This is a genomic window from Sorangium sp. So ce394 (genome assembly GCF_051474665.1).
Lineage (GTDB): Bacteria > Myxococcota_A > Polyangia > Polyangiales > Polyangiaceae > Sorangium > Sorangium cellulosum_D.
The window spans coordinates 3,307,032-3,318,705 of the sequence record NZ_CP150339.1 but is presented as its reverse complement, the minus strand read 5'-3'; the positions used below and the strand labels follow the sequence as shown (position 1 = coordinate 3,318,705).

The following is an 11,674-nucleotide window of genomic DNA, read 5'->3' as shown; positions in this document are numbered from 1 at the left end:
GGTGACTTCGCGCGCACTCTCGGTCGGAGCACCTGACCCGACGGGTCCGCTGAATGGCCGTCCGGGATGAGGGCGGCGGTTCGGGCGAGACCGCGGGGCCGCGTCGGCCCACGGCCCCGGGCGGGCCTGGAACGGTGCCCGCCGAGGCGGCCTCCGCCCGCGTCGCCACGGGGTCCGCGTTGTTCTGTTCAGATCGCATCGGCGTCGCCAGCGATCGGAGCAGTGCGCGCCGAGCTCGCCCACGCGTCGGGCAGCAGTTCGTCGAGCCGTTCGCGCGGCCAGCCCTCCTGCAACCTGCCGATCGCGTCCGTCGCCCAGGCGAGCGGGTTCGCTCCGTGCATCCGACACGAGCCGAAGCTCGTATAGCCGATGGCCAGGCGCTGAGCTCCCTCATCGCCCCGAGCTCGACGAGCAGCCGGGAGCACGTGCCGCGCGCGCCATTCCAGGTGGGTACCAAGTCTCGCCGGCGCGTACAGAACCGCCATCCTAGGCGGCTCGAATTGACGGCGACACCCGCGAACACCAAACGGCGTTTGTGCCCTACACAGACCAGGGCTTCATCGCAACGATTTGCCGGGAACACCAACCGTGAACAGAATGACAGCCATAATTCTCTCGATCCTCGCAATCTTCACAAATCTAGAATTCACAAACTCAGCCTCAGCCTCAGGCATGATGACCATATTTAGAGGACACGGCAGCAACAGGTGCCTCGGAGTTCCATACTCCGATTCTGAAACAGCCAACGGAACACGAGTCGAGATATGGGATCGTTTCGTAGAAAAGAACCAACAATGGTGGCTCGATAGTGACGGAACCATCCGAGTAATGGGCGACAAATATCTCGAAGTAGCAAGCTCTGGAACAGCTAACGGAACACCAGTCCAGGTATGGAGTTGCCACGGAGGCCCCAATCAGAAATGGACACTCCGGCCTGACGGAACCATCCAAGGATACGGCAACAACTGTCTCGAAGTAACAAACTCTGGAACAGCTAACGGAACACCAGTCCAGATGGGGAGTTGCCACGGAGGCCCCAATCAGAAATGGGGTCGTATATAACCGGATTCCATCAGGCCCGGGCGGCTACGCGGAACCTACTGAGAACTCCACGCCACCGCTCACGGAGCCGCAGCCCGTTGAGCAGAGTGAGTCGGTCTTGTCACGTAGGAAGCGCCCCCCCTGGCTCACCACGCTCGGCTGGAGCTTCTGCGCAAGGCTCCAGGAGAAGCTCCAGGCTACAAGCCATTGAAATCACCTATGTTTCTATCTACTCCGGGAGCTTCTGGAGCTTCTGGAGCTCTCTTGTGGGCTGTGGATCGCGCGCAGGCGCGCAGGAACGGCTGCCAGAAATGAGCTCCAGGAGCTCCAGACCCGTATTATTACGAGCACTTACGGCCTGGAGCTTCTGCGGCGGAGGGGGTTCGCGCGGGGCCGGGATCTTCGCCGGCTCCTGGAGGAGGAGCTGACCGCGTGACGAGCAGTGCACTGGATCAGATGGTGAAGGTCGCGCGCTACCGCCGGCTGAATTGAAATTCAACCCGGAGCCTGTCGAGAGCCCGCCGGCTGAATTGAAATTCAACCCGAAGCCTGTCGAGAGCCCGCGGCTGAATCGAAATTCAGCCCGGAGCCTGACGAGAGCCCTCCGGCTGAATTGAAATTCAACCCGGAGCCTGTCGAAAGCCTCCGGCTGAATTGAAATTCAACCCGGAGCCCGTCGGAAGCCCTCCGGTTGCTTTGCGTGCACGCGGACCAGACGCTCAGCTCAGGGGCCGCGGCCTCGCCAGTACCTGGGCCGGCGGCGGAGGTGCATGACCGCAAGTACGAGGATGCGATCGGGCTCGACGGAGTAGAGCAGCCCGTAGGGGAATTGATGGAGAATCAGGCGCCGGACACCCAGCTCGACCTCGGGGCCTTGCTCAGCGGCTTCGGCGATGCGGTCGAGGGCTGCGAGCACCTGAGCCGCGAAGCGATCGGCGACGCGCGGATCGCGCTCCTCGTACCAGAGGAACGCGTCACGAGCCTCGCTCTCTGCTTCGTTCGCGAGGACGACGGGACGGCGCGTCATCTGAGCCGCGCGAAAATGCGGCGCCGAGCCTCCTCCCAGGGGACGGGCTGAGAGCGCCCTGCCCGGACGTCGTCGAGGCGCCTCCGGGCCTCCTCGACCCACGCGCGCTCGACCTCTTCCGGCGACTCGTCACCCACGCTTTCCAGGAGCCGCAGGGCAAGGACACGCCGTTCGCTCTCGGGGAGCTTCATCGCCTGGTCGAGGAGTTCTTCGGCCGGGAGGCTCATGGCCAGCAGCGTAGCAGATGCGGCGGCGGCGCAGAGCGGAGGGACGTCCGACCCGAGGGCGCTCGTGGGCACGGCGCTCGTGGGCAGGGCCATCCGGAGAAACCGTCCGATCCCCTTACCGGGGAACAGCGGGGTAACAGCCGTCCGGGATGAGGGCGGCGGCTCGGACGAGGCCACCTAACCCCGCGAAATCCTTCAGCACCCCCGGCAAGAATTGAACTTGCGACCTTCGGTTTAGGAAACCGCTGCTCTATCCACTGAGCTACGGGGGCAGGGCCATCAGCCACTACGGGGGCGGGACCCTGGCACACCTCGTCGCGTGCATCAAGCCCGATCCCTGGCCGCCTCTTCGTTCAGTCCGCCCTTCCGCTTCCGCTCCGTCCGTTCCGCCGCTCGTCCGCCGTCCTCCCCTCCCCTGCCCGCCTCCCCGCCCCTCGGTCACGCCCACGGCCCTCCCCAGAGCGCCGCCCCGATCGCCAGCGCGATCCCACCCCGCGCCAGCCCTGCCCGCAACGCCCCCACCGCGCGCTCCCGGTTCCCCCGCACCACCCGGGCGATCTGCGGCGCCCCGCGGTAGGCGTGGGTCGGCTGCACCACCTCGACCCGCACCTCGTCCCCGAAGCCGAAGTCGACCCTCTCCCCCGTCCCCATGATCCCCGTGGTCCCCGCCCCGCCCTCTCCCGCCTCCTCCGCCCCGATCAGCCTCCGCGGCAGCGGCAGCGTCAGCACCTTCGCCAGCGCCACGGCGTCGATCACGAACAGCGCCCCCACCACGGCGAGCCCGACCGCCGCCACCGCGAGCCCCACCTCGGGCACCGCCGGCCTTCCGAACAGCGCCGGCGCCGCCAGCGCCGCCGCCGCGATCACCGCCGCCGTCGCCGACCACACCGCGCGCCGATCCGCCTGCGCCACGATCGAGCCTGCGCGCGCCCTCCCGACGCGGTTCGCCGCGAGCAGCACCACCGCAAGCGCCGGAACGAACGGCAGCGAGAACACGGCCCCGAACGGCGCGCCGACGAGCATCCCCACCGGCCCCAGCACGAGCCCGACGGTCATGCCGTTGACGACGCCGGCCACCACGATGGCCCACAGCGAGAGCAGGCTCGCCACGATCGGCCCCCGCCGGGTCCACCGCCCCGGTCCGTCCGCCCACCCCGGTCCGTCCGCCCATCCCGCGACCGCGCCCGGCGCCGCCGCGCCGGCGCTCCCCACCCCGCCGATCCGGCTCGTCAGGTAGTGGCCCAGGAGCCCCGCGACGACCGGCGTCACGCCCGCGAGCAGGTAATGGACCGAGCGGTCCGGGAGATGAAAGCTGTCTGCGGTGAGCCAGCCGCCCACGAGCCCCATCGCCCCGAAGGGGAGCACGAGCGACACAGGACCATCAGGCGACACGGAATCGGACGTTGAACGCGGCATCTAAAAACCTCCGGCTCGTTCGTTCCCCTTCGACGCGCTTGCCCTCGAGCAGCTTCCAGCGGGCTGGCTCGCCGCCCGACCTTCCATCTTCTCATCCCCGCGCTCGACGCGCACTGCCTTCGCGGCGCCGCCCGCGCCGCGCCGCCTGCGCCGCCCGCGCCGCGCCGCGCACGCCGCGTGAGCCCGTGGACCCCTCGGCTCCCCGCGCCGACCGCGCGCCGCGCCTCCTCCCTGCGCGCCGGCCCCGCGTTCCGCACAGGCACGCCGCCGGCACGCGATCAGCCCGCGTCCAGCCGCGGCCCCCGAGGCTCCGGGTAATGGCTGAGCGCCACCAGGTTCCCCTCGGGATCGCGGGCGTACATCGTGTAGGCGCTCTCCCGCTCGACGGCCACGCCCGCCGCGGCCAGCCGGCGGCGCCACGCCTCGCGTTCGGACGGGGCGATCCCCAGCGCGACGCAGTGCCAGCCCGGCGCCTCGTCCGAGCGCGTCGGCCCGGCGGCCGCCGCCCGCTCCACGGCCAGGAAGGCGCCGCCCCCGAGGCCGAGCCACACCGACCGCGGCGCTCCGGCCTCGTCCGTCCAGCGCCGCACCACCGGCAGCCCGAGGACGCCCGCATAGAACGCCTCCGCCCGCTCCAGATCGCGCACGACCACGGCCAGGTGATGGACCGACAGCGACGGCAGCGTCTCGCCCATGCAGCCCGGCATCTCAGCGCCTTTCCCGCGGTGCCGCACCGAAAAACCGCACGAAAACCGCACGAAAACCGCGCGCCCCACGCCCCCGCAGACCCGGGCGCCCGAGCGAGCTGGCTTGCCCCGGCAAGACACCTCGTCTATGGTCCCGCTCGCGGACGTTCCGCCCGGGGAGTCGCACAGTCCGGTAGTGCACGAGCTTTGGGTGCTCGTTGTCGCGGGTTCAAATCCCGCCTCCCCGACCCTCTCCGACGATCCCGTCCCCTGCCGCGATCCCGACGAGCCGCTTACCAAAGCGCTCGCCTGCTCCGCCGCCCGCTTTCATCGTCCCCGTCGCGCCTGCAGCTTACTTGGCCCCCTCGGGTCTCCCGCGCATAGTCCCGCCGATGTCGACGCGCGGAAGGCTCATGCTCGGCGCATGTCTCTCCTTGTCGGTCCTCGCGGGGTGCGGCGGGCAGCAGGCGGCCGCTCCGGCCGCGGCCCCGGCCAAGCAGGGGGCGAGCGCAGCCCCGGCCAAGCAGGCGGCGCCCGCCGGGCAGCTCGCCCGCGCCGACGTCGACCGGGTGCTGCTGCAAGGCCCGCCCTGGATCCTGCGGCGCGTCCCGGTCGAGGAGGTCATCCGGGCCGGCGCGTTCATCGGCTGGAAGATCCTCGCGCTGCCCGCAGACTGGAGCTCCATCGAGCTCAAGCCCGGCGACGTCGTGACCCAGGTGAACGGCACGACGCTCGAGCGCCCGGACGACCTGTTCGCGGCCTATCGCGCCCTGGCCAGCGCGAGCGAGCTCAAGATCGCCTACGAGCGCGAGGGCACCGCGCGCGAGCTCGCGATGCCCATCTTCGGGCCTCCTTCTCCGGAGACCGTCAAGGCCCTCGAGAGCGACAGCCCCCCGCGCCGCCCGGCCACGACCCGGCCCCGGGGAACGACGGTGATCGAGGAAGACGACGGCGCCGCGCCGCTCGACGACGGCGCGCCCTGAACGAGCCCCCACCGCCGCGCGCCCGCCCACGGGCGCTCGGCGGCACGCGCCCCCTTCACGCGAGCGCCCGGCGCCGCGCTCCCTTCACGCGAACGCCTGCCGCCGCGCCCCCTTCACGCGAGCGCCCGGCGCCGCGCTCCCCCGCGGAAGCGCCGGGCGCGGCGTCTCACATGTCGAGGGCCAGACCCAGGACCCACGTCGAGGTGCCGACGTGCATCTGCGGGCTCGATCCGAGCCCGTCGAGGTTCGCGTACATCCACTCGCCGAAGAAGTAGGTGTGGTTGATGCCCGTCGTCTCGTCGAGCTGCGACGACGCGCGGCGGTCCATCCAGTTGAGCGCGAGCATCGCGCCGAGCGCGAGGTGCGTGCCCCAGGTGATGCCCTCGCCCCGGACCCCATCGACGTCCGCCGTGCCAGGACCGGACGACGTGAACCAGAGGCCCATGCCGAGCCCCGCCTTCGCGTAGGGCACGATCGGAACGCCCGTCCTGCGCATCAGCTCATCGCCGCGAAGGACGGCGGACACGTGCATCGGCATGATGGTGAGCGAGGTCTCCTCCGCCTCGGCCCTCGTGTCGCTGCCCGCCTCGAACGCCTTCGCCGACGTCGACGTGTACCCCCAGCCGAGCCCCGGGCCGATCGCGCCGACGTACGGGATCCGGAGCGGCAGCCAGTCGAGCTCCATGCCGAAATAGAACTGCGCGCCGTCGCCGAACGTCCCCTCGTAGGGGCCCGCGCCGGAGAACTCCTCGTCGACCTCCGGAGAGTACGGGGCGAAGCGGAGCTCGAACGCGAAGCTCTGCGGCGAGGCATAGCGCTCCTCGCGCAGGATCCTCGCCCGATCGTGCTGCCGCCAGTCGCTCCGGCCCGTCTGCGCGCCGGCCGCGGAGACGACGAGGAGCGCCGCGCTGCCGGCGAGGCTCGCCGCAGCAAGATGACGGAGATGACGGTTCATTGGCTCTCCTGCTTGATGGAACGCGCGCGAAGGCGGCGGCCCCTGCGCCATAGACCGAGCGCCGCGCCAGCCGCGACCACGCCGAGCGGCCCCGACACCCACCGGCCGGCCCCGACCGGCCCCCCGACGCTGCAGAACCCGCCGCCGGCCTGCCCGCCGGCCTCCCGGTACTTCTCGAAGAACCCGTCGACCTCGACCGGCGTCGCGCAGGACAGCTCCGACAGCGGGCCGGCATTGCCCACGAGGTCATAGGCCGCGACGCCGACGACATACGACGTGCCGTTGGCGATCGCCGCGCCGTCCTCGAACTTCGCCGCCTCGCCACGGTTGGCCTTCCCCACCTTGCCGCACCGCAACGCGGTGTCCGGGACCTCCCCGGGGACCAGGCGCGACGCCCCGCATCCGGAGCTGCCGTCTCCCGTCGCTCCACCCCCGCTTCCGCCGCCGGCCGCCCCCGCGCCGCCGGCCTCCCCCGCGCCGTCGTCGCCTCCGCCGGCCCCCGCCCCGCCCGCGCCGGGCGAGGACTGCCCCCCTCCGTCGCAGTAGAGATAGTACCCCTCCACGTCCTCATCCTCGTTCTGCTTGAAGTCGACGAGGAGACGACCATCGCCGGGGTGCGCCTCGACCTCCGTCGGCGGCTTCGGGCCCTGGAGATCCAGCTTGGTGCTCTCCCACTTCGCGTGATCCGGCCCGTCCTGGTCCAGGGACTCGAGCCGCATGAAGTACATGGTGACCGACACCGCGCCGGTGCTGGACCGCGTGCCCTCGCACTCCTCGGCGCCGAGGGCCGCCGCGATCTCCTTGGACGACAGCTCGATCTCCATCGTGTCGTCCAGGGGGGACGCGGTCGTGACCCGCCGGCACCGCGTGCCCGTGTCGCGGTTCGAGTACAAAGTGCAGTCCTGCGACTCGCTGACCCAGACCTCGAGCGTCTGACTGGTCGAGAAGTCGCTCAGCGTGACCGTGAAGCGCAGATCGTTGTCCGTCAGGCAGTCCTCGCGGCTGATCCAGAGCGGGTTCTGCGCGTCCTGGCGCCTGTCCCCGGTGCGATCCACGTCGGTGCTGATGGTCACCGTCGCATCGGCCCGGCGCGCGCCTCCGGCGAGCGCCGCCGCCGCGAGCGCCGCCGCGCACATCCGGGCGAGGTGCCGCCGCCCTCGCGGCCGGAGCCGCACGAGAGTCCTTGTCCTGTCCATGGGCGGGTCCTTTCAGCACAGCTCGTACCACGCCGCAAATGCCTCGCACAGCCCTCCGCGCAGCAGGGAAACGGCGCCTCTGCCCCAGTCGGAGCCCCGTCCGAACCCCGCGTCCGCCGCGCTCGGAAGCACCGAGGCCCCTTCGACCGCCCCCGCCGAAGGGCGCCTCGATGCCCACGTCGGCGACGCGCGAAATGACGAGGTGGCCACCCTCGCGGTCCGTTCCTGACAAGTTGGCAGCGGCGCCGCGGCGCGCGGGGGCGAGCGGGCCGGCGCGCCGCGCCGCGACGCTGGACGCGCCGCGTGGCCCGAAACACGCGCTCTTCGAGAGAGCTCGGCTAGCCTGGGCCGGGTGGACCCGACCGACGCAGCTCCCGCGGAGCCGAGCGCGAAGGGGCGCGCGGCCGCTCCGGAGCCGCAGCGCTCCGGGCAGCCGAGCGCGCGCCCGGACGGCGCGCCTGCGCCCGGGTCCGCCCCGTCCGTGCGCCCGACGTCGAGCCGGCCCAGCCGGCTGCCGCCGAGCGGCGTGCCGCCGAGCACCGACACCGCCGTCCTCGGCGTCACCCTCACCCGCGTCGAGCTGCACCGGAGCGCGCTGCTCTTCTGCCTGCTCTTCCTCGCCGCCCTCATCTTCGTGGTCGGCCGCTCGGCGCGCGACGCGCTCTTCCTCACCAGGTTCCCCGTCACCTGGATCGCGCCGATGTGGATCGTGTACGGCGCCGCCTCCGCGGTCGCGGCGCTCGCCTACGACCGCGTCGCCCGCCGCCTGCCGCGCGCCCGCCTGTGCGTCGCCTTCGCCCTGTTCGGCGCGATCACGTTCGCGCTCCTGCGCGTGCTCATCGGCCAGGAGGTGCGCGCCGCGATCCTCGTCTTCTACATCTGGTCCGAGATCATCGCGAACTTCACCGCCGTCCTCGTCTGGGCCGTCGCCCAGGACCTGCACGACGCGCGCAGCGCCAAGCGCCTCTTCGGCCTGATCGGCAGCGGCCGCGTCGTCGGCACCGTCGCCTGCGGCTTCGGGACCGGCCTCGTCGTGACGTGGATCGGCACCGAGAACCTGCTGTTCGTGCTCATCGCCGCCCTGCTCGCCATGGCCTCGCTCACCACGGCGCTCGCGCGGCGGCACCCGCTGGAGCGGCCCCCGTCCGGCGACGAGGAGCGCATCCAGGCCCGCCTCCCCCGCATGGAAGTGTGGCGATCGCGCTACGCCCTCACCATCGCGCTCCTGACGCTCCTCCTCTTCACCGTGCTCACGGTCGGCGACTACCAGTTCAAGGCGATCGCCCTCACCGCCTACCCCGACCGCGACGATCTCGCCCGGTTCATGGCGCACCTCTACGGCGCCGTCGGCGTGATCGGCCTGCTCGTGCAGCTCGGCGCGACGCCGGCGGTCCTCCGCCGCCACGGCGTGCTCGGCGGGCTGCTCGCCATGCCGGCCGCGTTCACCGCCAGCACCGCCGCGCTGGTCGCGATCCCCTCGCTCGCCTTCGCCTCCATCATGAAGCTGAGCGACAACGCGCTCCAGTTCACGATCTACGACGCGACGATGCAGCTGCTCTTCTTCCCGTTCCCGCCGGCGCTCCGGGAGCGGGTGCGGACGCTCGTCTCCGCGATCGCCAAGCCCCTCGGCTACGGCCTCGGCGCGCTGCTCCTGCTCGCCCTCGCGCCCACCGCCGCCACCGGCCCCGCGCTCGTCGAGGAGGCCGCGCGCATCGGCCTCTACTGCCTCCCGCTCTGCGTCGCCACCATCGCCCTCATCCCGCTCGTGCGGCGCGGCTACTTCGACGCCATGCGCCGGACCTTGATGCGCCGCCAAATCGAGCCGGACAGCGTCGTCTACGGCCCGCAGACGCGCGCGATCCTCACGGAGGCGCTCTACAGCCGCGCCATGACGCAGGTGCTCTTCGCCGTCGATCAGCTGCGCCAGCTCGACCCCGCCCTCGTGCGCGAGGCCGTGCCCGCGCTCGCGCGCCACGGCTCGGCCAGGGTGCGCGCGCTCGCGGTGCGCCTCGCGGCGGAGCTCGATCACGAAGAGGGCGCCGAGATCGCGCGCGCGGCGATCCGCGACCGGAACACCGCGGTCCGCGTCGCCGCGGTCGACGCCCTCGCGGCGCTCTTGCGGGAGGACGCCCACGACGAGCTGCTCGCGCTCGCGCGGGAGAGCGACGCGCCCCGCGGCGCCCCCGCCGGCGCGCCCGGCGACGACGAGCTCCGGGCCGCCGCGATCGCCGCGCTCCTGCGCTACTGCGGCCTCGACGGCATGCTCGAGGGCGCGCCGCGGCTGCGCGCGCTGCTCGAGAGCTCCTCCCCGCGCGACCGCGTCGCCGCCGCCCGCATCCTCGGCATGGTCGGTCACGCGTCGCTCCAGCGCGCGCTCGCGCGGCTCATCGGCGACCCCGACCCCGCGGTGCGCCGCGAGGCCGTGCGCTCCTCGTCGAGCGTCGCCGATCCGCGCCTGCTCCCCCTGCTCGCCGACGCCCTCGCCGAGCGCGCCCTCGCGTCGGCCGCGGCCCGGGCCATCGAGGCGCTCGGCGACGCCGCCATCCCCGAGCTCGCGGCGCGCCTCGACGACGATGGCACCCCGCGCGCCGCGCGGCTCGCGCTCCCGCGGGTGCTCGCGCGGCTCTCCAGCCACGGCGCCCTCGACGCGCTGCTCGCCCAGATCGACCACCCGAACGAGGCCCTCCGCCAGAAGGTGCTCGCGTCGGCCTCGCGCCTGCGCCTCGCGCTGCACGCGCCGCCGGCCCCCCTCCGGCGCATCCGCGCCTGCATCGACGACGAGACGGTCGAGCACGTCCGCACGCGCGAGGCGTACATCGCGGCGCGCCCCCGCGTCGCGGGCCCGCTGCTCGATCAGCACCTGCTCCGCCGGCTGCGGAAGGGGATCATCCGGGTGCTCCGGCTGTGCGAGCTCGCCTACCCGCGCGAGGTCGTCGCCCTGGTGCGCACCCACGTCTTCGGCCTCGATCCGGCGCTGCGGGCCAACGCGTTCGAGGTGCTGGAGTCGCTCCTCGACCGGCCGCTGCGCGAGCGCCTCGTCTCCCTCGTCGAGCGCCTGCTCGCGCTCTCGGCCGAGTTCCCCCGGAAGCCCATGCCGCCCGAGGCCGCCGCCGTCGCCTGGATCCGCCGCGAGCTCGTTCGCGGCGAGCCCTACAGCGCCGCGCTCGCGCTCGACGCCGTCGCGCGGCGCGCCATCGCCGGCGCGGCCGCGGACGCGCTCGCCGCGACCTGGGATCCCGACCCGCTCGTCCGCGAGGCCGCCGCCATCGCGATCGCGGTCACGGCGCCGCCCGGCGCCGCCGAGCGCCTCGCCGAGCTGCGGGCCGATGAGGATCCCGCGGTGGCCCGTTACGCACGATACTGGGCGGTCACCGGCGGCACCGGCATCGAGCCCGAGGACGAGATGTACACCACCATCGAGAAGGTCCTGTTCCTCCAGCGTGTCCCGCTGTTCTCGCGCGTGGCCGGCGACGATCTCGTGGCGCTGGCGCGCGGCTCGCTCGTGGTCTCGCTGGCCCGGGGCGACGTCATCTTCCGCCAGGGCGAGCCGGGCGGCGCGCTCTACTCGATCATCTCGGGCGAGGTGAGCCTCACCCTGGACGGCCGCGAGGTCGCGCGGCTCGGCGCGAACGACGTCTTCGGCGAGATGTCGTTGTTCGACAGCGAGCCGCGGGGCTCGACCGCCGTGGTCACCGAGGACGCGGAGCTGCTCCGGGTCTCCGCGGAGGACTTCCACGAGGCGGTGCGGGAGACGGCCGAGATCGCCGACGCCGTGATCCGGGTGCTGAACCGGCGCCTGCGGGAGGCCGATCGCAAGCTGGCCGACGCGCACGCGCGGCTGTCGCTCCTGCCGAAGCCGCCGCAGCTGCCCTCGCGAGCGCCGCCGCCGCCGCCCTCGCGAGCGCCGCCGCCGTCGGACGAGGAGGCGCCGGCGCTCGACGACAGCGACCTCGATTGAGGCAAGGGGCCGCGATGCGCGACGGCGCGCCGCGATGCGCGACGGCGCGCGCCGCGACGCGGGCGACGCGGGCTCGACGGTCGACGGCGCGCGCCGCGACGCGACGCGTGGCCCGGCGGAGCGGCGCCCCGAGCTCCGGGCGAGCTCCGGAACGGAGCTTGCAAAGCGCGGTGAACGCGCGGTGA

At 72.6% G+C, this 11,674-nt stretch carries 9 protein-coding genes, 2 tRNA genes and 1 pseudogene; 4 read left to right on the top strand and 8 right to left on the bottom strand.

Features of this window, described 5'->3' with window-relative positions:
• Window positions 1-188 precede the first annotated feature (188 nt).
• Window positions 189-404, bottom strand: a pseudogene (locus WMF33_RS12400) (transposase domain-containing protein); the annotation flags it as partial.
• A 193-nt stretch (window positions 405-597) separates the two neighbouring features.
• On the opposite strand from WMF33_RS12400, the gene WMF33_RS12395 reads away from it, so the two are divergent.
• Window positions 598-1,062: an RICIN domain-containing protein gene (locus tag WMF33_RS12395; protein ID WP_437339474.1), complete on the top strand. Its 465-nt coding sequence runs from the start codon at window positions 598-600 to the stop codon at window positions 1,060-1,062.
• Window positions 1,063-1,765: 703 nt separating this feature from the next.
• On the opposite strand, the gene WMF33_RS12390 is transcribed toward WMF33_RS12395, so the two are convergent.
• The 5 genes from WMF33_RS12390 to WMF33_RS12370 form a co-directional block, all read right to left on the bottom strand.
• Entirely contained in the window at window positions 1,766-2,068 is a 303-nt protein-coding gene (locus WMF33_RS12390; protein ID WP_437337320.1) for a type II toxin-antitoxin system RelE/ParE family toxin, read from the bottom strand.
• The gene (locus WMF33_RS12385; protein WP_437337319.1) at window positions 2,065-2,295 is read right to left on the bottom strand and encodes an addiction module protein; all 231 of its coding nucleotides are present in this window, start codon (window positions 2,293-2,295) and stop codon (window positions 2,065-2,067) included. Before WMF33_RS12385 ends, WMF33_RS12390 begins: the two co-directional genes overlap by 4 nt.
• A gap of 199 nt (window positions 2,296-2,494) precedes the next feature.
• Window positions 2,495-2,567 (bottom strand) — tRNA-Arg (locus tag WMF33_RS12380).
• A 166-nt stretch (window positions 2,568-2,733) separates the two neighbouring features.
• The gene (locus tag WMF33_RS12375; protein WP_437337318.1) at window positions 2,734-3,669 is read right to left on the bottom strand and encodes a hypothetical protein; all 936 of its coding nucleotides are present in this window, start codon (window positions 3,667-3,669) and stop codon (window positions 2,734-2,736) included.
• A 320-nt stretch (window positions 3,670-3,989) separates the two neighbouring features.
• Window positions 3,990-4,418: a VOC family protein gene (locus WMF33_RS12370; RefSeq protein WP_437337317.1), complete on the bottom strand. Its 429-nt coding sequence runs from the start codon at window positions 4,416-4,418 to the stop codon at window positions 3,990-3,992.
• A gap of 153 nt (window positions 4,419-4,571) precedes the next feature.
• Here WMF33_RS12370 and WMF33_RS12365 point away from each other — a divergent pair.
• Both WMF33_RS12365 and WMF33_RS12360 read left to right on the top strand, forming a co-directional pair.
• A tRNA-Pro gene (locus WMF33_RS12365) sits at window positions 4,572-4,645 on the top strand.
• Between the two features lie 165 nt (window positions 4,646-4,810).
• Window positions 4,811-5,380, top strand: coding sequence for a serine protease (locus WMF33_RS12360; RefSeq protein WP_437337316.1), 570 nt, complete (start codon window positions 4,811-4,813; stop codon window positions 5,378-5,380).
• Between the two features lie 166 nt (window positions 5,381-5,546).
• Here the strand turns inward: WMF33_RS12360 and WMF33_RS12355 are convergent, their stop codons facing one another.
• Together WMF33_RS12355 and WMF33_RS12350 are read right to left on the bottom strand one after the other, a co-directional pair.
• Window positions 5,547-6,335, bottom strand: coding sequence for an MXAN_2562 family outer membrane beta-barrel protein (locus WMF33_RS12355; protein WP_437337315.1), 789 nt, complete (start codon window positions 6,333-6,335; stop codon window positions 5,547-5,549).
• Window positions 6,332-7,531, bottom strand: a complete 1,200-nt coding sequence (locus WMF33_RS12350; RefSeq protein WP_437337314.1) for a hypothetical protein — start codon at window positions 7,529-7,531, stop codon at window positions 6,332-6,334. The genes WMF33_RS12355 and WMF33_RS12350 overlap by 4 nt, the downstream gene beginning before the upstream one ends.
• Before the next feature lie 352 nt (window positions 7,532-7,883).
• Here WMF33_RS12350 and WMF33_RS12345 point away from each other — a divergent pair, with 352 nt between their 5' ends.
• Window positions 7,884-11,489 carry an Npt1/Npt2 family nucleotide transporter gene (locus WMF33_RS12345; RefSeq protein ID WP_437337313.1) on the top strand — a complete coding sequence of 1,202 codons (3,606 nt, stop codon included), beginning with the start codon at window positions 7,884-7,886 and terminating at the stop codon, window positions 11,487-11,489.
• Window positions 11,490-11,674 lie beyond the last annotated feature (185 nt).

Coding starts and splice junctions, on each gene's coding strand:
- WMF33_RS12395 (WP_437339474.1), top strand. CDS start 598: ATGACAGCCATAATTCTCTCGATCCTCGCAATCTTCACAAATCTAGAA.
- WMF33_RS12390 (WP_437337320.1), bottom strand. CDS start 2,068: ATGACGCGCCGTCCCGTCGTCCTCGCGAACGAAGCAGAGAGCGAGGCT.
- WMF33_RS12385 (WP_437337319.1), bottom strand. CDS start 2,295: ATGAGCCTCCCGGCCGAAGAACTCCTCGACCAGGCGATGAAGCTCCCC.
- WMF33_RS12370 (WP_437337317.1), bottom strand. CDS start 4,418: ATGCCGGGCTGCATGGGCGAGACGCTGCCGTCGCTGTCGGTCCATCAC.
- WMF33_RS12360 (WP_437337316.1), top strand. CDS start 4,811: ATGCTCGGCGCATGTCTCTCCTTGTCGGTCCTCGCGGGGTGCGGCGGG.
- WMF33_RS12355 (WP_437337315.1), bottom strand. CDS start 6,335: ATGAACCGTCATCTCCGTCATCTTGCTGCGGCGAGCCTCGCCGGCAGC.
- WMF33_RS12350 (WP_437337314.1), bottom strand. CDS start 7,531: ATGGACAGGACAAGGACTCTCGTGCGGCTCCGGCCGCGAGGGCGGCGG.